The sequence below is a fragment of the Thermoactinospora rubra genome (genome assembly GCF_002093975.1).
Taxonomy (GTDB): Bacteria; Actinomycetota; Actinomycetes; order Streptosporangiales; family Streptosporangiaceae; genus Nonomuraea; species Nonomuraea rubra_A.
On record NZ_KZ084337.1, the window covers coordinates 43,966 to 64,660 of the forward strand.

Consider the following 20,695-nt stretch of genomic DNA (forward strand, 5'->3'; position numbering starts at 1 on the left):
GGCAGTCTGGAGACATGAACGAGACCAAGCAGCTTCGCAGGACCCACCAGGGCCGGATGATCGCCGGCGTGTGCTCCGGCGTGAGCGCCTACACCGGCATCGACGCCAACGTCCTCCGGATCGCCCTCGCGATCCTCAGCTTCTTCGGCGGCACCGGCATCGCGGTCTACGCGGTCGCCTGGCTGCTGCTGCCGGAGGAGGGCAGGGAGACCTCGATCGTGCAGGACCTGCTGGCCAAGCAGCAGGGCAAGGCGCAGTCGCCGTGGACGGGGACCACCGACTACCCGTCCGGCACGACGACCTACCCCTCCGACCCCACGAGCCACCCTTCCGAGCCTACGACGTACCCCTCCACGCCGACCGAGTACCCCGGCGACCGCAAGCCGCAGCAGTGATCACGCCGTGGCTTGGGCGCGCACGCGGGTGAGGAGGTCTCCGCGAGACTCGGCCCAGACCATGGCGAGCACCGCCGCGACCGTCAGCCCGCTGACGCCGGCGAGCGCGACGACGGGTTCCGGGCCGAGCTTCTCGGTGGCCAGGCCGCCGACGAGGATGCCGATGCCCTGCGCCGCCATCAGACCGGACTGCACCAGGCCGAAGGCCTGGCCGCGGCGTTCGGCGGGGACGCACTGGACGAAGGCGGCGTTCGCCGCGAGCTGGTAGGCGCCTCCGATGCCGGAGGCCACCCACAGCACCAGGACGACCGCCAGCGGCGGCCGCATCGCGCACCCGATGAGCGGCGCGCAGCTGAGCATCGCCAGCCATCCCATCGCCCGCAGCCGCCCCGACGGGGAGACGAACCTGCTGAACAGGAACGCCCCCAGCACCGTTCCCGTCGGCATCGCGGCCATGAGCAGCCCGGCGATCACGGGGACCGGGAGGGCGCCGCCGTCGAGGAAGATCGCGCCCCAGTCGATCCCTCCGGTGTCGAACGGCGTGGCGCCGCTGGTCAGAGCCGTCCCGTCGATGTCCACGGGCTCCGTCCCGCCGCCTTCCGCAGATCCTGCGCTCCCGCTGTCTTTCGAGGGCACGTGCCCGCGCTCCCACGTCGCCTCGATGCCCGGCGGCGTGTTCGCTCCGCCGTACAGGGCGATGGCGTACGGCACGGCGATGCCTTCAGGAAGAACGTAGAAGCCGCATAGCCACGCGAACAGCACGAGCGTGCGCAGCTTCCTGTCCCCGAACACGAGGGTCGCGCCCGCCTTCGTCATCGTCCACATGGATGCCCGCCGCCCGCTCTTGGCCGCGGTACGGCGCCGCCGTACCCCTGAGGCCAGGATCAACGCGGAGAACAGGAACGAGGCGGCGTCGATGGCGAGCGCCCGGTAGGGGCCCAGGATCGCGATCATCGCGCCGCCGGCCGCGAAGCCGAGCATCTGCATGGCCTGGTTCGTCATGTTCTGGAGGGCTGAGCCGGCGACGTACCGGTCGCCTTCGAGCACCTCGGGCAGCAGGGCGGCGCGCGCGGCGGAGAAGGGGGCGCTGAGCAGGACGACGAAGAAGACGAGCAGGCATACGGCGGGCAGGGGCATGCCAGGGACGGCCATCAGGGCGACCAGGACACCGCGCAGGATGTCGCAGGAAATCATGACCCTGCGCCGCGGGAACCGGTCGGCCAGACCGGCCAGGAACGGCCCGCCGACGATCTGCGGCAGGTAGGTCAGCGCGTAGACGGCGGCCGTGGCCAGGGGCGACCTGGTGCGTTCATAGACGAGGACGGCGAGCGCGACCTGGGCGAGCTGGTCGCCCAGCAGGGAGAGCGCCTGGCCGTACCAGAGCGCGCGGAACTCCCTGATGGCGATGACCTCGCCGTACGTGGCCTTCTTCTCGGGAGCACGCCTGTGCTTCCCCATAGTCCCCGCCCGCCGTGTGACAGCTCAGAGTGCTCAGTATGTCACCCAAGGTGCCTGATCGAGAGAGCCTGTCGCAACCGAAAGCAGCCAGTCGCTTGCAAAAGGTAATCACAGATGCCGAAATGTCGGGTTGAACCGGGCATTCAGCTCAAAGCTGGGCGGCTGGTTAAGGCCGGGCATTCGGGTTAAGGCTGGCGAAGACCGGCCCCGGGGTCACCAGCCGAGCTCGTGCAGCCGCTCGTCGTCGATCCCGAAATGGTGCGCGATCTCGTGTACCACGGTGATCTGCACCTCCTCCACCACGTCCTCCTCGGTATCGCAGATCTGGCATATGGGATTGCGGTAGATCTCGATCCGGTCGGGCAGAACTCCTGAGTACCAGTCGCCGCGCTCGGTGAGGGGGACACCGGTGTACAGGCCGAGCAAGTCCGGTTCGGGAGGATCGTCCACGACCACGACCACGACATTGCTCATCACACGGGTCAGCTCCGGAGGGATGGTGTCCAAAGCCTCGGCCACCAGCTCTTCGAACTTCTCCCGCGAGACCTCGATCACGCTCGCCATCCTATGAAGTCCCCCGACGTCGTGAAGTCCCCGGAGATCGCGAAGTTCCTCGAGACCGCATGAAGCTCCTCAAGATCGCAGCGCTGCTCCTCGTCGCCGGCGCGGGCGCCTGGCTGGGCGTGTTCCTCAGCGGGACCGTGCGCGCCCCCGTCGGTCCCGTCGACACCGGGCTGACGCTGCGACCGGCCTGGCACGGCCAGACGGTCGTGGACGCCAGTCCGCTGGGCACGCTCACGTTCCGGACGCACGACGCCCCGCTCCAGCTGCGCGTCACGCTGGAGAACATCGACCAGGAGCAGGCCAAGGCCCTCATCGAGGACCCGCGCCTGACCGACCGGCTGCCGGAGATCATCGAACGCGACCTGCGCGACGCCGTCCGCGCCGTGATCGTCCGCACGGCGCTGTGCGCGGGCGCCGGGGCGCTGATCGCCGTCCTGCTGGTGTTCCGCCGGCCGATGCTGTCGTTCGTCGGTCTCGGGGCGACCGCGGTGGTGCTGGCCGGAACGGGCGTCGCGGCGTCCGCGACCTTCCGGCCGCAGGCGCTGGTCGAACCGCGCTACAGCGGCCTCATCGCCGCCGCGCCGTCGCTGATCGGCAGCGCGGAGTCGATCGTGGCGCGCTTCGAGTCGTACCGGCTGCAGCTCACCAAGCTGGTGACGAACGTGTCCAAGCTGTACGACACCGTCTCGGGCCTGCCCGTCTACGACCCCGACCCCAACTCCATCCGGGTCCTCCACGTTTCCGACATCCACCTCAACCCGATCGCGTGGAACGTCATCCGCTCGCTCAAGGACCAGTTCAAGGTGGACCTCATCGTGGACACGGGCGACATCTCCGACCACGGCACCAAGGCCGAGAACGCATTCGTCGGCGAGATCGGCAAGCTCGGCGTGCCGTACGTCTTCGTCAGGGGCAACCACGACTCGCGGACCACGGAGCGCGCGGTGGCGCGGCAGAAGAACGCGGTCGTGCTGGACGACGCCATGAAGACCGTCGCCGGCCTGCGCATCTACGGGCTCGGCGACCCGCGGTTCACCCCGGACAAGACCGTGGCCGAGGACAACGACCCGGCGCGCCTGGAGCAGTTCGGCCGGGAGCATGCCGTACGGCTCCCGCAGGCCCCCGACATCGTGGCGGTGCACGATCCGACCGTCGGCAGGGGATTGTCCGGGAAGACCCCGATCGTGCTCGCCGGACACGGCCACCGGCGGTACACCTCGATCCTGCCGTCCGGCACTCGCGTGTTCGTCCAGGGCTCGACCGGCGGGGCGGGCCTGCGGGCGTTGGAGCACGAGCAGCCCACGCCCGTGGAGGCGTCCGTCCTGTACTTCGACAAGGAGACGCACCGCCTGCAGGCCTGGGACGACGTCACCCTCGGCGGCCTGGGGGAGCAGTCGGTCAACATCCGGCGTCACGTGGAGGTGGAGCCTGGCCGTATGATTTCTCCGGAGCCTACGAGCGCCCCGTCGCCAACGGGATCGGTCACCGGCGCCGCGACGCCTCCACTTTGGCAAGAGGGGCAAACGTCCCCTATGCTTCAGTGGTCTCCGACGGAAGGCGTCGGGAACAGGATGCGAATCCTGAGCCCCCATCGTCTAGCGGCCTAGGACACCGCCCTTTCAAGGCGGCGGCACGGGTTCGAATCCCGTTGGGGGCACCGGTTTACCGGGGAAAACGGATGGTCGAAGACCTCCGGAGAGCTGGTAAGCTAAGCGAGGCCGGTGAGGCCAAGCGAACAAGCAAGGTCCTGTAGAGCAGTTTGGAGTGCTCGCCACCCTGTCAAGGTGGAGGTCGCGGGTTCAAGTCCCGTCAGGACCGCTCCGGGTCAGGTAGCTCAGTTGGTACGAGCGTCCGCCTGAAAAGCGGAAGGTCGGCGGTTCGACCCCGCCCCTGACCACCGCTCTTCATCAGGTGTGTTGCCCCGAACGGATCACCGTTCGGGGCTTTTTGATCTCTGGTGACAGCAACGCTGACAGCAACGTTCGTTGCCTACCGTCGGATCATGAGCAGAGCTCTGATGATTACGGCTCAGACTGTCGGCATCGTTGGTTACCGTGATCGAAGCACATCAGCTGGACCAGCGCGCCAGCCGGACGCTGCCACCCATGATCTTCAGATGCCCTCGGCAGTGTTGATCTATGCAGGGAGTTGTCGATGGAGTTCAGGCGGAAGACGATCTCTCAGATCGCGGAAATGATCTGCGGCAACTCTCAAGGGGAAGAGGAATGCTACTTTGAATATAGAAGTAGCTATTACCTCACTCAGTTCTTTGAAGACGTTGGAACTGAATATCGCCACGATGGATCTACCCGGGCGCGATGGGTCGCAGACGTTCTCACTGAGATACTGAAGGAACCGCGGCCTGGCCCAAACAAGCTCCCCGAGACCTTCGTGAGGGTCATCCGCAGGCTCATGGACCCCGCGGATGCGACGAACGAAGGGCCTGATCGTGCGAAGGCTCTCGAAGCATTTAATGTCGTGCTCCGTCATGAGGGGTTCGAAGCCTTTTATGCATCCGATGGGCAATGCTATCTACGTCACGTTCCCTCTAACTCTGTCGCTGCTCCAGTACCCAATCCCCATCGTGCGCTCTCTCCTGCAGAGATTAAGCGGCGTGAGCAACTGGTTACGTACCTCGAAGCGGCATCTGAGGACTCGCTTATCGAGGAGATCCTGCTACCACTGTTCCGTCAGCTCGGGTTCCACCGTGTAACCGTCGCCGGTCACAAGGACAAGGCTCTTGAGTACGGCAAGGATGTGTGGATGAAGTACACATTGCCGACTACACACGTTCTATACTTTGGGATCCAAGCCAAGAAGGGGAAGCTTGATTCGTCCGGGGCCACAAAGAACGGCAATGCAAATATTGCCGAAATCCTTAATCAGGCACTAATGATGCTTGGGCATGAGATATTTGACCCGGAGATAGGCAAACGCGTCCTGGTGGATCATGCGTTCATAGTTGCTGGCGGCGAGATCACGAAGGCTGCTCGTAACTGGCTTGGGAACAGGCTGGATGCTACGAAGCGTAGTCAGATTATGTTTATGGACCGCGAGGATATCCTTAACCTGTATGTGGTCACCAACTTGCCACTTCCTAGCGAGACCTGGCCTAAAGTCGACTCATTTCCAGACGAACCTCCATTCTGAGTTCGCTGTCCATTGACGAGAGAGTGACTCTTGAAACCGACAACCGCTCCAGCTGGTAGCCGGAGCGGTTGGAACGGTAGCGGACCAGGAGGGGTCCCTATATCAGGGTGTCGCCCAGCTTTCTGAGGGCATTGCGCTTGTCGTCGAGGGATGCATGGGCATAGATCGTCATGGTGACCTCGATGTCGCTGTGGCCGACGATATCGCGGACCACCTGGGGTGGCGTGCCGAGATTGAGCAGGAGCGTCACGCAGGTGTGGCGGAGGTCGTGAAACCGCATGTCGCCGAGGCCGGCGGCCTTGCGGATTGCTTCCCAGCTTCGCCGAAGGTTGTCCGGTTCCATCGGGGTACCGACGCGCGAGGGGAAGACCAGGCCGTGTTCCTGCCATTGCTGCCACCGCTCGGACCGCTCGGCGAAGAGCTGCTTGCGGTGCTCCCGAAGAGCCTCCACACAGATTGGCGGCAGGGGCACGGTACGTTCGGAGTCTGAGGTCTTGGGGCGGACGAACTGAAGACGGCCGCCGACCCGCTGGAGGCTCTGAACCACCTCCAGCTTGCCGGCGTCGAGGTCGACATCCTCCCAGCGCAGGCCGAGGAGCTCTCCACGCCGCAGGCCGAGGCACAGCGCCAGGACGTACAGCGCGTAGAGCCGGTGATCCTTGGCCGCCTTGAGGACGGCCCGCGCTTGCGGGACGGTGAGGCCGCGATTGACCTTGTACTTCGGCACCGGCACCTTGACGAGCTTGGCGACGTTGCGAGCAATGATCTCCTCACGGACGGCGCACTCAAGGGCATTCCGCAGCACAGCGTGGATCGACTGGACCATCCGAGTCGAGAGCCGGGACTCGCAGCACTGACCGCCCTTGAGAGCGCAGCACACCGGCTTCTCGCGAGAGGCGTCCCAGCCGTTCCGGCAGCACTGGCACTCCGAGCGGACACGGTTGATGAAGAGACGGACGTCCTGAGCGTTGAGCTTGCCGAGACGCTTCTTGCCCAGGCCGGGAATGAGGTGGAGGCGGACGACGCTCTCGTATCCCTGGTACGTCTTGGGGCGCCGTTCCTGGCTGACGATGTGCTTGAGCCAGTAGGTCAGGAAGTCGGCCACGGTCCAGTTCTCCGAGGATACGGGGATGCCCTCGTCGGCCTTGCTGAGGAGTTCGGTCAGCTTCTTGCGGGCCTCTTCCTGAGTGCGCGCCGAACCCTGCACACGCCTGACGGTGCCCGCGGTTGTCGGTACGAAGGCGGCGTAGCCGTACCGGCCATCTTTGCGCGGCCAGATGCTCCCCTCACCGTTGGCGCGCTTGCGGATACGGCGGCCCTTACGGGAAGGCTTGGGCTCTTCCCCGGGAGTGCCGAGCATGGGCTTGGGCATCAGGCCACCTCCCCAAGGTTGTGGATGCATTCGGTCAGCGAGTCGACCGGCACGAGGCGACGGCGGCCGATCTTGATGGTGCGGAGCTGCTTGGAGCGGATGAGGGTGTAGAGGGTCCACCGGGAGACGCGGAGCCGCTCGGCGGCCTCGTCGACGGTGAGCACGAGGTCGGTCATGCGGAGCCTCCAAGCGGTGTTCCGGTGAGGGCGGCGGCGAGGAGCTGGTCACCGGCGGACAGGCCGCGCCCGGCGTACTCCCAATGGGCGATCACGAGGACGGTGTCCTCCTCGAAGAGCGGCAGGCGGCCGGTAGTGATCTGTTCGGTGCGCCGGTGTTCCTCGCGGGCGGCGCGCAGGGCGCCCAAGGTGGTGGAGTAGCGGCGGGACTTGGTGGCGAAGTGGCCGCGAAAGCCCAGCATGTGCGCCCACTGGGCCAGCCGCAGGTCGGCCAGGTCCTCGCGGGCGGCCAGGCGCAGGCACTCGGCGATGAGGCGGCGGGCGTGCTCCCGGATAGGCAGGGCGGCCAGGTTCTCCAGCGGCGTGATGCGCCGGTCCAGGGTGCCGACGCATTCGGCCGCCTTGGTGGCGTACTTGGCGATGTAGGCGGCGACGGCCTGCTCGGTGAGGTCGCCGTCCAGGGCGATCTGCCGGATGTCGAGCTGGGCACCCCAGCGCAGCGTGTGCCCGGCCGCCGAGACGGTGACCGCGGCGGCGGCGTGCCGTACGGCATCGGCCAGGGCGTCGGCGGTAGCCCAGGACGGGGGAGCGGCCGAGGGGCCGCCGGGTCCGTCCAGGCGGATGACGGCGTGGAAGTGGACGACGCCGCGCCGCTGGTATTCGGCGACCTTGGCGAAGGAGATCGTGAGCTGGTCGTGCAGCTCGCGCAGGGTCAGGCCGGAGGTGCGGGCGAAGCGCCGGCGCAGGGCCTCGGTGAAGCGGCGCCACAGCTCCGGGGCGAGGGCGTTGAACAGCACCGAGCTGGTGTAGTCGTAGCAGTCGGGGCAGAGCGGTTCGCCCAGGCGGGAGTCATCCCCCGCATGCCGTGCCGTACAGGACAGGACCCGCCCGTGTGGGCAGACGGGGGCGTCGCGGCGGGCGTGGCAGGGCAGGACCGTGCCGCCCTTCTCGCGCCGGGTGTGGACGGCGCCGAAGGACGGCGCGGTGAGGGTGACGAACAGGGCCGGGTGCGTGCTGACCGTCTCCGGCACGCCCTTGCCGCCGACCAGCCCGGCGCGTACCAGGTGGAAGGTGTCGGCGCGGTAGACCTCGGCGCAGGCCGGGCAGCGGGAGGCGCGGCGGGTCTTGCACGGAACGCGCAGCACGCCGCCGGGCTCCAGGGCGGTGCTGTAGCAGTGCAGGAGGGCGCCGGTGGCGCGGTCGTAGTGCTCGACCTTGCCGCGCAGGTGGATGGGCTGTCGGCAGCCGCCGGCGCGCTTGATCTGGGCGGCCCAGCGGTCGTAGTCGGGATCGTGGAGCCGGGTGATCATCCCGGCGATGGCGTGCTGGTGGGCACGGTGGGGCATGATGGTGTCCGTCCTATCCGGATCCGGTCTGGTGGGATGGCCGCTCACCTGGCGCGGAACTTGGCGGTTGTGCAGCCAGGTGAGCGGGCTCACGGCTATGCGCCGTGGTTGTCGACGCCGGTGCCCTGGCAGTCGCGGCAGGTCTCGCGGTCGCCGTCGAGGCCGGTGCCGTTGCAGGTGCAGCAGGCGAAGTAGGTCAGCATGGTGATCACCTCTTGCGCGGGGTGATCGTGACGTACAGGCGGTAGACGCGGGGCCGGGCCCGGTCGGGGTAGGCCCGCGACATCGAGGTCACGGTGAAGACCTCCCGCAGATAGGCCATGCCGAGGGCGATCTCGGCGCGGTTGCCCTCCAGGCGGATACGCATGATCAGGTACCTCCGGTGTCGGTGTCGGGCTGGATGCAGCCGCGGTAGCTGTCTTCGGCCCGGTAGCGGGCGCGGGCGGCGGCCAGGATGGCGGTGAAGCGGTACTCCACCGGGCCGAACCAGCGCACGGTGGTGTAGTGGCCGTGCGGCAGGTGATCGGGGTCGATCTCGGAGCCGAGCAGGGCGGCGACCTTGTCGACCTCGGCGCACATCTCGGCGTCGGGTCCCTTGGCGGGGAAGGTGTTGAAGGTGAGCGAGTACGGCGAGGCGGGCACGTCGGGGTTGGCCTCCAGGAAGTCGGCCAGGTCCCGCAGTCCCGTGATGAGGGCGGTACGACGGTCGGACATCAGGTGATCCCTTCAGGCGGTCCGCAGGGCGCGGAGCAGGTCGGAGGCGAGCTGGTTGGACACGCCCAGGCGGGCGCGCAGGGCGTCGCGGGTGATGGGCTTGCCGTGCTTGGCGTGGTGTTCGGCGGCGACGCGGCGGGCGTAGTCGACCAGGGCCGCAGCGGGACCGTCCTGCCGTTCGTCCTGCGGTTCGTCCTCGCTGCCGGGGACGAGTTGCGGACGGTCCGGGACGGCCGAAGACGTCTCGGGGACAGAGCAGGACGCCGTCACGGTGGCGGGGGACGTCTGCGGGACGTCCTGGGGACGGCTTGCCGAGGCGCGCCGTTCCAGCATCGAGATCGCCACCAGGAAGGCGCCCGCCGGTGTCGCGGCGGTGATCCAGCCCCACACGGTGGGTTCGGCCTGGGCCAGGTTGGCCGCCAGCGACAACACGATCCCGCCGGTCAGGACGAGCACCGGCCAGGAGACCGGGCCGCGCCGTACCCGCCCGCTCTGCTTGTCCCGCTGGCGTTCCCGCGCTGCCATGACACAGGTCAGGTCGATGCAGACGGCCACGGCCCAGGACATCCAGCCGGTCTGGCCGTGCTCGGCGGCGGTGTCACGGATGTGGGCGAAGGAGCCCGCGCCGGCGATGAGCGCCAGGACCAGGACGGGGCCGCTGTTGAGCAGCCAGGCGGCGAGGCGTCGCATGGCGGGTTCAGCCCTTTCGTGGTTCGGGGACGGTATCGAGGAGTTCGGCGTAGTCGGCGCCGGTGATCTCCGCCCAGGACGGCGCGAGGTGGTCGTAGGTCTGGGCCGCGTGCTCGGCGTCCTGTTCGGAGACGTAGAAGGAGCGGGCGCGGTACCACTGGCCGTCCTGGTGGGCGACGATGGCCACGCCCGGGGTGTCGGCCGGGATGGCGCGGGCCGAGACCAGCGCGGCCGGGTCGAGGTCGCCGAGGGTCATGGTGGCGGTCTCCGGGTCGTTGACCCGGTGGCAGATCCGCCCCGAGCACTGCGCCCGCAGCGCCGTGACGCCGGGGCCGAGGTCGGAGCCGATCCGCTGGCCGCAGCAGAACAGGTAGATGCCGAACGCCCGCCCGAGCTGCGCGACCCGGAGCAGCGCGGTCGAGGTCTTGGCGATCTCGTCTTTCTCGCTCTTGTCGGCCATCAGGTACAGCTCGGCCAGCTCGTCGATGAGGACCACGATCGGGACCGGCCGCCGCTGCTCGGGGAGTTGCCAGATGTTGCGGGCGCCCGCCGTACGGCACAGCGTCATCCGGTCGGCCATGACCTCTTCCAGGTCCTCCAGCAGGGCGACGCATTCGCGGCGGGTCGTGGCCAGGGCGGAGAACCGGGGCGAGTAGGGCGTGAACTCCACCCCGCCCTTGAGGTCGAAGCCGACCAGCGCCACCGGTTGCGGCGCGAGGCCCTGAATCAGGGCGTTGGCCAGGTTGGACTTGCCCGATTGTGTCGCTCCGGTGTTCATCCAGTGCGGGATGACGCGGAAGTCGACGACCCACGGGGCGCCGGTCTCCAGGCGGCCAACGGTGACCCGCAGCAGCTCGGCAGCGGCCGGGAGCCGGTCGACCTTGACCAGCGGGTCGCGCATGGTGGCCATGAGGACCACCCGGCCGGGGCGCGGGGAGGAGACCCGGACCGCATGCACGCCCCAGGAGTGGGCGAGGCGTTCGGCCGCGTCGGCGTAGTCGCCGGGTGTTTGGCCCTCCAGGGTGTGCAGGGTGACGCGCCAGCCGTACCGGGTCGGCTTGGGCAGCCACATGAACGGCTTGGTGTCGACGGCGACCCGCTGGAAGCGGCGCTTGACGCGGACGACGCCGGTCGACTCGACCAGGCCCGGGACGGTGGTGAACCACCAGCGTTGCCGCTTCTTGGTCAGCCCGCAGCCCAGCGCCACCCGCCGCCAGGAAGCGCGGACCGAGATGGCGGTGATCGGGTAGCCGACGAGCAGCCAGAAGGACCGGTAGTGCCAGCGGCGCCAGGCCCACAGCCCGGCCGCCGTGGCGGCCAGGACTGCGAGCCAGAGCATCAGGTCACGCATCGGCGGTCTCCCTTGCGGGCAGGAGCGCCGAGGCGCGGTAGGAGATGCCCCACCGGCCGGAGATCTCCCAGACGTAGCCGAGCAGGCCGACCGGGGTGATCTGGTCTCCGGCGGCGATGGACGGCTCTCCGGTAGTGGCGATCTTGACGAGCTCGATCCGGCCGAACTCGTCTTCCACCGAGGCGGTGATCTCGTAGACGGTGTTGCCGTGCTTGTCGGTCTTGATCTCGCCGGTGTCCTTGTTGACCAGGCGCGGCCGGGGCGCCTTGACGCAGGTGATCGTGAGCTTGCTGGTGTCCACGGGGATCGGGACGGTGCGCATGAGGTGATCTCCTTCGAGAGTGACAGTGCTAGCTATAAAGATACCTAGATATCTGGCTATGTAAACCGACACAGCTTGGTTGCCTCTTCAACTTCGTTACAGGTTGTCTGGAGACCTAGACATCTAGAACCGATATCGTGTGGTTATGGCACCCACCGACCGGCGCAGGCCGTACCTACGGATCGCCGACGACATCCGGCGCGACATCGCGGCCGGCCGGTACGCCGTGGGGGAGCAGCTTCCCGTCGCACGCGAGCTGGCCAACAGGTACGGCGTGGCCATGATGACCATCGGCAACGCGCTGGCCGTACTGCGCGACGAAGGACTGATCGAGACGCGGCAGGGGTCCGGAAGCTTCGTCATCCGGACCCCCGACGCCGCGCCGCCCGCCGAGACCGAGCGCAGCGAGGAGTTCCGCATCCTGTCGGAGCAGATCCGCGAGATCCGCCAGCACGTGGAGAAGCTGGCGATCAGGCTGGACGAGCTAGACGCTCGGACTCGATCCGGGCAGTGATCTCGACCGTGCGCCGCTGAAGCTCGGCCAGGTCGGCCGCCAGCTCCGCCAGCTCACGCAACAAGATCTGCCGTTCGATCTCACTGAGACCCACGAGTACGTCCCCATTCGTTCCGGGTGGCTGGTGGATGGGGAGCCCTTGCGCGGGGAAGGCTCACCGACGATTCGATCAAGGCAGCCTCATCGCCTTGGCGAGGCTCAGCAGCTCGCGCCGGCGCAGAAGCCGCCCGCTTTCTCGCAGGTCACGCACGATGTTGCGGACCAAAGGGCGGTTACGGACGTGCTGAGGTGCAATGCGATCCGCGCGAAGGAGCGCGTCCACCGCCTCGTTGTCTTTGCGGTTCATGTGGTATCCCGCTGCTGCGCAGGTCCAGTAATGCGCCTGCCTCTCCGAGGAGGCAATCTCGGCGATCTCTACATGCTCCGCCCGCGTGATCACATCACGGGGCCGCCCCAGCTCCATGCTGACTTCTACGGCGTGAATGGTGGTGTTGACCCGGTTGAACTGGGTCTGGAAGACGTTCCCGTCTCTCGGGAGAACTTCAGCGACTCGTCTCGCTTCGGCAAGGTGGCTCTCGGCTTCCCGCTGGTCCCACAGCCGGGAGTAGGCGACGGCCGCGCGCAGGTGCAGCGCGCCCCACATCGCCTTGATCGTGTCATCCGTACCGACGTACGGCTCTAGCTGGTCAAGCGCGGACAGCGCCGCGTTCTTGGCTGGGTCGAGCTGTGCTTCGTGCAGCCACACGCCGCACAAATCCCAGGCCGCCGCGGCCATGAGGTCCGGCGAGCCGACCGCTTGCGCGGCCACCAGCTCCCGCTGCACCGCCGTCCAGCCCAGATCGTGATGACCCAGCAGGTTGGAGGACACGCGCGCCATGTGGCAGGCGCGCAGCATCAACGCCTCCGCCCGGTCCCGGTCGGCTGAGCTGTCGGCGGTGATCAGGGTCAGGTCGGTGATGATGCCGGGCAGCACCTCTCCGAGGGCGGTGAACTTCGCGTCCTGGCGCAGCCGCTCCGCCAGCCGGACGTGGGCCTCCAGCTCCTCCAGGCTCCGCGGCTGCCGGTCCCGCAGCAGGCCGGCCCCGCCCGGCATGGTGGCCTGCTGGAGCGCGAGCCGCAGCCCGGGGATGGCCGAGTGGCCGGAGTCGAGGTCTTCCGTCTCGTGCCGGTACGGCTGGCCGGTCAGCTCGGGCACCTCCACGCCGAGCGCCTCGGCGAGCTGGCCGAGCACGCTCATGCGGTCCAGCGGCAGGCGCCCGTTCTCGACCTTGGACAACCACGAGACCGAACGGCCGATCTTGGCCGCGAGGGTGGCCTGATCCCAGCCCTTGCGGTGGCGGGCCCGCGCGATCCGCTGGCCGGTGGTCAGCAGCTCGGTTGCCATGGTCTCCACCCCTCCTTCTCGTCGTCGCCGTGCTTCGACGATAAGGCGGGGGATGCGGCCCACTGGCAGAAAAACTGCCAGCGCACAGGCACGCCAAAAGGCAGGCCGTCCGATGGCCTGCGGAAATGCGTGGTGATGGAGTTGTCCGCGATTTTGTACGGCTACCGCGACACGCCGTCTATCGGGCTTGACCAGCCAGAATGCGGCGCCAGAGGTCTTCCGTTTCCCTCCATATTGCCCAGGCCGATTCGGTTATTTCCGTTGTGCCCCTCCGGTGTCTGCTGCGCCGTACGAAGAACAATCCGCCCGCCCCGCACAGCTCATAGACCACCGGCAGGCACGCGCAGGTGTACTCAATGACCCTGACGCGCACGGCGCGTTGGGTCTCGGGGCGCCAGTCCAGGTGGATGCTGTCCTCTCGCGGGGGTAGTGGATGAAGGTCGTGATAGGCCGGCATCGGCGAGCGAGTCCTCCATGGGGACCCCACCCGAAGGGCCGCCCAACCATCGCTCACCGACGCCATGCCTTGAGCGTAAGCCAACCTGTCCTAACCTGTCTACACCATTCCTAGGAATTCCTGTTCTATGTTCGCAGGTAGAGGGCTACCTACAGTCGTCTTGTGATCGATTGGGACCCGAGGCTCTACAAGTGGGAGCAGATAGCGAACGTCGTAGCCAAGCGGATCAAGGACGGCACCTATCCGCCCCTCACGCTCATCTCCGAAGTGAAGCTTCAGGAGGAGTTCGACGTCGCCAGGGTCACCGTCCGAAAGGCCATGGAGTCCCTACGGGAACAGGGCCTGATCACCACCAAGCCCGGCAAAGGCTCGATCGTCAGCCCTCAGCCCGACCCGAGTGAATGAGAACTTTCTCTACAGTCTCAAGGCCGTGCCGCCTGCGGCGGCCCGGCGCGCGTCGGGGCGGCCAGCGGGCCGCGCTGCGGCTCTCCGGCCGGTCGCGGCCCGCGCCGCCCACGCGCTGACCCGCCACACCGAACAGGCCTGAACCGATCAACGCTCACCACGGGTACGGCCGGCGGCAGCCATACCCGCCGCAGCCGATGCCGGTTAGAACGGCGCCTCCGGCGGGGATCTCCGGCCCCGAGGTGATCATCTCGCGATGGCCGAGCGTGCGGAGTGGCTGACGTGGAATCTGATCACCTCGTACGCCCTCGACCCAGGCAAGCCCAGCGGCCCGGCTCCTGCGCCTCAAGCCCGGCTGTAACCGGTAGGGCAACACATGATCGGGGAACGGCGGCCGGTGCACGGACACGCCAAGCCGGGCTTGACGCTCCGTCGCCGGGCCGCTGCCGCTTCGCGGTGGGTCGACGGCGTACGAGGTGATGCCCCACGAGGTCCTATGTGGTGACAACCCGGATCGCCATGTGCAGAAGAAGCAATAGGAAACTGGAGTTTCCTATTATTGGCTTGACGGCGTCGTCTGTGCGAGTTTAAGTGAATTCATGTGATCGCAGGTGCCGCCAGAGGGCGAAACAGCCCTCCTTGTGAAAGGGAACGAAAGATGCAGCTCGCAGTTACGTTACGGCGACAGGTCTCGCTTTCCGCGATTCTCGCAATCTTCCTGGTGATTATCGCGGCGTCACCGGCAGCGGCTGAGACTGCTGCGGTATACACCCATGTGTACCGAAGCGACACTGACTGCACCTGGTCCGAATCAATCATCTCAAACTCTGGCGCAGATCCGTTAGCGCGGTCTTACACATCTGCCGATTATGTAGTGAGCGTACCGTATCCCCTCCACTGCTGGGAGCGAATAAATAAGTCGGCAGGGAATATTGCGGTTGCGATGACGCTATTCAAATGGACAGGCTCCGATTGGGCCGTCTGCTCGGACTCCGGCTTTTACTATAATACTATTTACTCCCATAGTTGGGAGATAACTCTATCATATCTCCGGATAATGAGGAGATGTGGGAGTGGATCCATAGGCAATAGTACCGGTTCTTATGTATATAACGGCGAATGGCATGGCGGCTGGAACTGGAGCGGCCATGTTTCGATGGCCTTGGCAGGCTCAGAGCCAGTCACCCTTGGTGAGCCCCCAACGTCGCCCGCATGGGTTAACCAAGACGGGACGATCAATCTCGCTGCGGTGCCCAAGAGGCTTCCGGTGGTAGGTGCAAGCGGGCGCCCGGTTAGAGACAAGCTCGGAAATATGGTGACGATCGATTCTCGAGAAATATTCAAGCTCCCCGCATCGCCCGACCAGGTCGACATCACAAAGCAGAATATAGGGGTTAAACAAAAGGCTCCTGGTGAATATACTAAGGTGCTCCAAGAGTGGGAGCTGAACTTCCCGGGCCAATAAGCGAGATGTGGCTGTGGCTGAATATATAAAGTTCAGCCACAGCTAATCTCATATATAATTCCTGAGGTGGAATGTGAAGAGTGGACATGCAGCTGGAATGGCTCTTTTTATTGGCATAGTCATTGTGTCTGGGTGCACAAGTACTGCGGTCGAGCGCACCCTTGTTGGGCGGATCTCAACCATAACTTCTACGCAAATTTGTATCACGGTGAATCAACCGCCTGATGCCCGTCAGCGGAGCGAATGTTTCGATCGACAGCGTGCCACTCAATTTTACGGCAAATCGGATGTCGGTACGCTCGTGCAAGTCTATGCAGTGGGGAGGCTGGCCAAATCAGTTCATCAAATCGAGGCGCCAAAGAGCTAGGCCAACCGCCTACTGATGTTGGCTAGTCTCGAATCTGAGGAGGTCGAGTCGTTCTCGTAGGTAGCCGGTACTACATCTGTAGATCTTGGGGTTTGCCTGCGCAACGGGGGTGATCGGCGGATAGTCGGTGTGTGACCTTGTTGCTGACCTACGATCTCGTTATGTCCTGGGAGGCCGACCTGCGGGCGGTGACCGATCGGATCGCCGGCCCGCTGTTCAAGCGGCCCGAGCCGCGTCAGGTCTTCGCCGACCTGGTCCGGGCGCTGCTGGGCGAGGTGCCGCGGAAGAACTCCTGGCAGTTGTCCGATCACATCGGCCATCCCACCGCCAACCGGTTCGAGCACCTGCTGTCGCGGGCGGTGTGGGAGGCCGACGCGCTGCGTGATCGAGCATCTGGGCTGCGGCGAGGGTGTGCTCATCGCCGATGACACGGCCGCGATCAAGAAGGGCGTCAAGTCGGCAGGGGTGGCCCGCCAGTACTGCGGGCTGACCGGACAGGTGGAGAACTGCCAGGTCATGCCCATGCTCACCTACGCCGGCCCGGCCGGGCACGCCTTCATCAACCGGCGGTTGTACCTGCCCGAAGCCTGGGCCGCCGACCCGGCGCGCCGGACGCAGGCGCATGTCCCCGAGCAGGTGGCCTTCGCCACCAAACCCGCGCTGGTGATCGCGATGCTGGAGGAGCGGCGTCGGGTGCTGGGGGAGGAGCATCCCGACACGTTAGCCACTCAGAGAAATCTCGCTGCGGTGGAAGAGGCGCTGGCTAGCAGCGTTGACAACGAGAAGCAGTAACTCGTTGCTGTACAGCAACACCCTCTTACGCGATCACACTTGGGCACCCACAGCCAGCCGAGGTATTCAAGCCGAACGATCCCTACCTCAAGATTGCTCAGTACTCGTAATGAAGGGGTCTCCACCGTTCCCGGTCCGCCTCTACAGCGGGTGAGGCTCTTCAAGCTCGGTCGCTGGTGGTCGATCCCAGAAAGTGGTCGCGATGACGAGCGCCGCTGCGACCAGGAGGTGCCATCGGGTCATCTTGGTCGCGTATGCGAGGTATTCGCCGCCCGCGACGATGAGAACCGTCACGAACCCCTCGACAGCGGCGAGGAGGAGGAGCGCACCGATTCCCCATGCGACCCGGTGCCGCGTCCGGCCTGCCATGACGCCGCCGGCCGCCGCGGCCAAGGCGATGAGCACGATCAGCACACCGTCCACGTCGGCCTTGCAGGACCACGCCCCGGGTTGCTTCCACAGCAGTTCCGCCGGCGGTGTGGAGGCGAACCAGCCGAAGGAGGTGGACTCACCGGTCGGAAGAGAGAGCCGGCCGACCGTCCACGCAGCCGCCACGATGGCCGCCGCCCAGAGCACGATGCCCTTCCGCACCGGAGGCAGGGGCGAACGTGCCGCCACAAGCAGCGCCACGATGGCCACGGTGTAGCAGACGATCGACGGCCAGGGCTCATCGACGGGAAGGGGCCGGTCGGTGAGGGGGTGGGTAACGGACGGGAGGGAGATCGCGAGCAGCCTGAACACAAGGACGGCACAGACCGCCGCGCTCCCGAGGAGCGTGGTCCGGCGCGAGGCGCACAACAGGAGACCGGCCAGGACCACCGGCAGCAGGAGTTCGCCCCATGACAGCAGCTGCCACCACGGGCTCGTCGTCATGCGGAAGGGAGCGACGGAGTCGGCTCCCCAGCAGATCCCGACGTTCAGCTCTGCCGCGCTGACCCTGGAGGTCTTCAGGATGACCGGCCCGGAGGCGGCCAGGACCGCCCCGACGCGGAGTGCCTCTGCAGAAAGGCGCGTCTCCGCATGAGATGCCTGCGTCACGACGGCCTCTCCGTTCCCCGCTTGCTGGTAGATCGACTCGGGCGACAGTAGCGGACGAAGGTCGTGATCCCGCAAGGGCGATGACAGCAGCGCTGACAGCAACGTCCCTGCACACGGGCTCACTTCGGCTACCGTCCACCACCTTCTGATCAGGGTTGCCGCTATCTGAGCAGGGTGATTGGTCCGCCTGAAAAGCGGAAGGTCGGCGGTTCGACCCCGCCCCTGACCACCGCTCGTGACCAGCACGAATGCCCCGAAGCGATCATCGCTCCGGGGCGTTTTCATTGCTCTGACGACAGCGCTGACGGCAACGTCCTCTGGTCTTCCCTCGTAGTGTGGAGATCGAACCGGGAGAGGTTTGGTCGTGGCAGCAGTCAGGCGGCGGCGCTTTGATCCGGAGTTCCGGGCGGGCGTGGTGCGTATCGTCAAGGAGGCCGGCAAGCCTGTCGCCCAGGTGGCGCGGGATCTGGGGATCAGCCCGTACACGCTGCACAAGTGGGTGCGGATGGATCGGCTGGACGAGCAGGGCAACGGCAACGGGGGCAGAACGCTGGAGGAGTCGGAGCAGGAGGAGCTGGCCCGGATGCGAGCCGAGAAGGCCGAGCTGGTCAAGCAGCACGCCCGGGAGAAAGCGGCCTGAGAGAAAGAACGCGAGCAGCTGGAAGACGAGGGCGACGACGCCCTGGGCTTGTCAGGCCGTAATAGCCTGATCAACCCGTCTACCAGGGGCTTCTCTACGTTATCAGGTAAACGCGGACTTCGCGATCATGCCGTGATCAGCAGACTCCCGCCCAGAGGATAAAAAGGGCTGAGTGTGTTCCTGCTCGACTTCGACGCCAAACCTGTGAGATCTTCGCTGGCATGCCAGCATCACAGGTTGCCGCGTCACTGCGCAGCTTCCTTGTCGCACGTGATGTCGAGATTTCTTCTTTCTATGCGACCTCAGGCTCGATGCCGCCCGGTTCGCGAAGAACTAGTTTTGGGTGTAGCTGCTTGAGTCTTCTCTCTCCTTCAAGAAGCGCTTCCCGTAGCCGCATGACTTCATTTATATAATTGCGATCGTCGATCTCGATCGCGTTCAAATAATCGAGAGTCGCTCCATACATATCGTCGAGCACCGACACTGTGGATGCTCCTGCATTGAATGTGTTCGCTGCGTCCTCAATTAGACTGCGTATAGTGAAGATGGAGCGCGTTACCCGCTCGCAATCGGCGCGCTCGTATTCATTCAGTTCCGCCGATCGGGCTGCAGTTCTCGGGACTTTCCTTAATGCGCGGCTTCTGTAAATTCTGTCGATCAGGCGCTGGAGTTTGCTGATCTCCGACAACGCCTGCTGGCGTCGCGCCACTGCCCATGCAGTAAGAAAAGCAAGCCCGGCACCTACAAATGTGCCCACCAGATTGGCGGCTGCGTTGCTGATGAAGTCATCCATGTGTCCCCCTAAGTTGCAAAGAGGGAGCATATGCACTCCCCTATCCTCATGATCGACGTTTTCTCAATGGGTTTCAACTGATCCGTCTGTGTTCGAAGTGGACGAGGGCGAGCGCGGCGCGTACAAGGTCGCCGATCCGGCTGGGGCTGAGCGTGGTGTGTCATAGGGCCGTCCAGCGTTCGGCAAGAAGGGCGAAACCGCGCTCGCCTCCGGCGCCAACTCCGAGGAGGCCTGGCCCTTGCGCAGGTAGCCCAGCACACCCGGCAGGGTCTGTCGGTTGGGGTTGAGTCGCCGCCAGGGCAAGCCGCTCGCCTTGCGGTGCCGCCGGATGATCCCGGCCACATAGTCCAGCGTTGAACGCGACGGCGCGGACGCCACTCATGAGCTGGCCGAACGGATGAAAGGGCTGAACGCCACCCGGCGCACGGTCCACTTCACGACCGACTGGAAGATCACCGAGGTCGACGAGACCGCGATCACCAGATAATGCCCGGCAGGGTGCTGGGGTCGATGAAGACGAGCGCGGAGGCGACGGATCTCGTTGACGGCAAGCGGGGGCTCAGCTCCGGCGTCTCGGCCGGGCGACCAGCCGTTCTTCCGTTCCGGATCGCTCAGCAGTCCCTCCAGGGCCGCCCGCGCCCGTAATCGCGGCTCGCGCCGCACGAAGTACGGCGCCAGCACCTGAGAGGACAGCTCATCCAGCGGACCGTCCCAACATGTCGAAACGACCTGGGCTACCGCGGACGGCACAGCCACTGTCCGATCACTTTTGAGCTTCACAACCCCATGGTCTCGGCGGTGGCCGTCTCATGTTCGGGACTTCGACCAGCTCGGATCTCGAAGTGCGGCTGGAGTCCTGACAAAGCCCAGGATATGCTGCGGGATCATGCGGTTAGACAATCCGAGCGGTGAAGCCGAGGGCTACTCCCCGATGGAGTGGCATCGTGATCGGTCAAGTGTGATATGACGCGAGTTCGCGACCCTAGGATCGCTGTGGGGTTGATAATCGCGGTCTCACTTGCCGTTTCGTGCGCAGGCGCGGATACCGATCAACGGCCGCTTCCGCCCCCGAAAAACCTTCCGGAACCTCCTCGGCTGGAGCCGGCGGCCAACCTGTGGCCAGAGGCAATGATAACTCTGCCCGCAAGGGGGCCGGGGGGAACGGAGGTTCAGCCACTGGCGATGCTTGGCGAGGATGAGGCGCTCATGATTACCTCGGTCGAGTGGCGTCCTATCTTCTATTCATACGATCTACGAAAAAAGAAATTTCGCGTCCTGGCTACAGCGCCCGAGTGGGCTGAA

At 65.8% G+C, this 20,695-nt stretch carries 21 protein-coding genes, 4 tRNA genes and 1 pseudogene; 12 read left to right on the top strand and 14 right to left on the bottom strand.

The genetic code is table 11. The features are described from left to right. Window positions 1-14 precede the first annotated feature (14 nt). Entirely contained in the window at window positions 15-395 is a 381-nt protein-coding gene (locus BSB02_RS15725; protein WP_084959560.1) for a PspC domain-containing protein, read from the top strand. On the opposite strand, the gene BSB02_RS42245 is transcribed toward BSB02_RS15725, so the two are convergent. After that, complete coding sequence (locus BSB02_RS42245) at window positions 396-1,853, bottom strand: MFS transporter (RefSeq protein WP_240506445.1); 1,458 nt, start codon at window positions 1,851-1,853, stop codon at window positions 396-398. It lies immediately after the preceding gene. Between the two features lie 213 nt (window positions 1,854-2,066). After that, entirely contained in the window at window positions 2,067-2,417 is a 351-nt protein-coding gene (locus BSB02_RS15740; RefSeq protein ID WP_206184713.1) for a metallopeptidase family protein, read from the bottom strand. Between the two features lie 59 nt (window positions 2,418-2,476). Between BSB02_RS15740 and BSB02_RS15745 the strand changes: the two genes are divergently transcribed. From BSB02_RS15745 to BSB02_RS15765, 5 genes are all read left to right on the top strand, one after another. Next, entirely contained in the window at window positions 2,477-4,024 is a 1,548-nt protein-coding gene (locus BSB02_RS15745) for a metallophosphoesterase family protein (RefSeq protein ID WP_169729395.1), read from the top strand. Then, a tRNA-Glu gene (locus BSB02_RS15750) sits at window positions 4,002-4,074 on the top strand. Before BSB02_RS15745 ends, BSB02_RS15750 begins: the two co-directional genes overlap by 23 nt. Window positions 4,075-4,160: 86 nt before the next feature. Continuing rightward, window positions 4,161-4,235 (top strand) — tRNA-Asp (locus tag BSB02_RS15755). A 5-nt stretch (window positions 4,236-4,240) separates the two neighbouring features. After that, a tRNA-Phe gene (locus BSB02_RS15760) sits at window positions 4,241-4,314 on the top strand. Window positions 4,315-4,571: 257 nt separating this feature from the next. Beyond that, window positions 4,572-5,567: a PDDEXK family nuclease gene (locus tag BSB02_RS15765; protein ID WP_084959564.1), complete on the top strand. Its 996-nt coding sequence runs from the start codon at window positions 4,572-4,574 to the stop codon at window positions 5,565-5,567. 97 nt (window positions 5,568-5,664) lie between these two features. Here the strand turns inward: BSB02_RS15765 and BSB02_RS15770 are convergent, their stop codons facing one another. From BSB02_RS15770 to BSB02_RS15800, 8 genes are all read right to left on the bottom strand, one after another. After that, window positions 5,665-6,939 (bottom strand): tyrosine-type recombinase/integrase, encoded by a 1,275-nt coding sequence (locus BSB02_RS15770; RefSeq protein ID WP_240506446.1) that lies wholly within the window; start codon window positions 6,937-6,939, stop codon window positions 5,665-5,667. Then, window positions 6,939-7,115 (bottom strand): helix-turn-helix domain-containing protein, encoded by a 177-nt coding sequence (locus BSB02_RS15775; protein WP_084959566.1) that lies wholly within the window; start codon window positions 7,113-7,115, stop codon window positions 6,939-6,941. Before BSB02_RS15775 ends, BSB02_RS15770 begins: the two co-directional genes overlap by 1 nt. After that, window positions 7,112-8,461, bottom strand: coding sequence for a replication initiator (locus tag BSB02_RS15780; RefSeq protein ID WP_084959568.1), 1,350 nt, complete (start codon window positions 8,459-8,461; stop codon window positions 7,112-7,114). The genes BSB02_RS15775 and BSB02_RS15780 overlap by 4 nt, the downstream gene beginning before the upstream one ends. A gap of 208 nt (window positions 8,462-8,669) precedes the next feature. Further along, complete coding sequence (locus BSB02_RS40590; protein ID WP_158088641.1) at window positions 8,670-8,828, bottom strand: hypothetical protein; 159 nt, start codon at window positions 8,826-8,828, stop codon at window positions 8,670-8,672. 2 nt (window positions 8,829-8,830) lie between these two features. After that, window positions 8,831-9,175: a hypothetical protein gene (locus BSB02_RS15785; protein WP_084959570.1), complete on the bottom strand. Its 345-nt coding sequence runs from the start codon at window positions 9,173-9,175 to the stop codon at window positions 8,831-8,833. A gap of 12 nt (window positions 9,176-9,187) precedes the next feature. Next, window positions 9,188-9,865, bottom strand: a complete 678-nt coding sequence (locus BSB02_RS15790) for a DUF2637 domain-containing protein (RefSeq protein ID WP_084959571.1) — start codon at window positions 9,863-9,865, stop codon at window positions 9,188-9,190. A 7-nt stretch (window positions 9,866-9,872) separates the two neighbouring features. Continuing rightward, on the bottom strand, window positions 9,873-11,216 hold the full coding sequence (locus tag BSB02_RS15795; RefSeq protein ID WP_084959573.1) for an FtsK/SpoIIIE domain-containing protein: 1,344 nt from the start codon (window positions 11,214-11,216) through the stop codon (window positions 9,873-9,875). Beyond that, on the bottom strand, window positions 11,209-11,538 hold the full coding sequence (locus tag BSB02_RS15800; protein WP_169729396.1) for an SCO3933 family regulatory protein: 330 nt from the start codon (window positions 11,536-11,538) through the stop codon (window positions 11,209-11,211). Before BSB02_RS15800 ends, BSB02_RS15795 begins: the two co-directional genes overlap by 8 nt. 145 nt (window positions 11,539-11,683) lie before the next feature. Between BSB02_RS15800 and BSB02_RS15805 the strand changes: the two genes are divergently transcribed. Then, the gene (locus tag BSB02_RS15805; protein ID WP_084959575.1) at window positions 11,684-12,052 is read left to right on the top strand and encodes a GntR family transcriptional regulator; all 369 of its coding nucleotides are present in this window, start codon (window positions 11,684-11,686) and stop codon (window positions 12,050-12,052) included. A 169-nt stretch (window positions 12,053-12,221) separates the two neighbouring features. Here the strand turns inward: BSB02_RS15805 and BSB02_RS15810 are convergent, their stop codons facing one another. Then, on the bottom strand, window positions 12,222-13,436 hold the full coding sequence (locus BSB02_RS15810) for a helix-turn-helix domain-containing protein (RefSeq protein ID WP_143590728.1): 1,215 nt from the start codon (window positions 13,434-13,436) through the stop codon (window positions 12,222-12,224). A gap of 619 nt (window positions 13,437-14,055) precedes the next feature. Between BSB02_RS15810 and BSB02_RS15815 the strand changes: the two genes are divergently transcribed. The 3 genes and pseudogenes from BSB02_RS15815 to BSB02_RS43555 form a co-directional block, all read left to right on the top strand. Further along, a complete protein-coding gene (locus BSB02_RS15815) occupies window positions 14,056-14,298 on the top strand; it encodes a GntR family transcriptional regulator (protein WP_084959578.1) in 243 nt (80 codons plus the stop codon). Between the two features lie 658 nt (window positions 14,299-14,956). Beyond that, the gene (locus BSB02_RS39645; protein ID WP_143590730.1) at window positions 14,957-15,763 is read left to right on the top strand and encodes a hypothetical protein; all 807 of its coding nucleotides are present in this window, start codon (window positions 14,957-14,959) and stop codon (window positions 15,761-15,763) included. Window positions 15,764-16,261: 498 nt separating this feature from the next. Further along, window positions 16,262-16,814 (top strand): annotated as a pseudogene (locus BSB02_RS43555) (IS701 family transposase); the annotation flags it as partial. A 249-nt stretch (window positions 16,815-17,063) separates the two neighbouring features. Here the strand turns inward: BSB02_RS43555 and BSB02_RS15825 are convergent. Next, a complete protein-coding gene (locus BSB02_RS15825) occupies window positions 17,064-18,062 on the bottom strand; it encodes a hypothetical protein (RefSeq protein ID WP_084959581.1) in 999 nt (332 codons plus the stop codon). 70 nt (window positions 18,063-18,132) lie between these two features. On the opposite strand from BSB02_RS15825, the gene BSB02_RS15830 reads away from it, so the two are divergent. Together BSB02_RS15830 and BSB02_RS15835 are read left to right on the top strand one after the other, a co-directional pair. Next, window positions 18,133-18,189 (top strand) — tRNA-OTHER (locus tag BSB02_RS15830). A 135-nt stretch (window positions 18,190-18,324) separates the two neighbouring features. Continuing rightward, on the top strand, window positions 18,325-18,600 hold the full coding sequence (locus BSB02_RS15835) for a transposase (protein WP_158088644.1): 276 nt from the start codon (window positions 18,325-18,327) through the stop codon (window positions 18,598-18,600). Window positions 18,601-18,892: 292 nt separating this feature from the next. On the opposite strand, the gene BSB02_RS39650 is transcribed toward BSB02_RS15835, so the two are convergent. Then, complete coding sequence (locus BSB02_RS39650) at window positions 18,893-19,393, bottom strand: hypothetical protein (RefSeq protein WP_143590732.1); 501 nt, start codon at window positions 19,391-19,393, stop codon at window positions 18,893-18,895. A gap of 378 nt (window positions 19,394-19,771) precedes the next feature. Further along, window positions 19,772-20,173, bottom strand: coding sequence for a hypothetical protein (locus tag BSB02_RS41480; protein WP_206184714.1), 402 nt, complete (start codon window positions 20,171-20,173; stop codon window positions 19,772-19,774). Window positions 20,174-20,695: the final 522 nt, after the last annotated feature.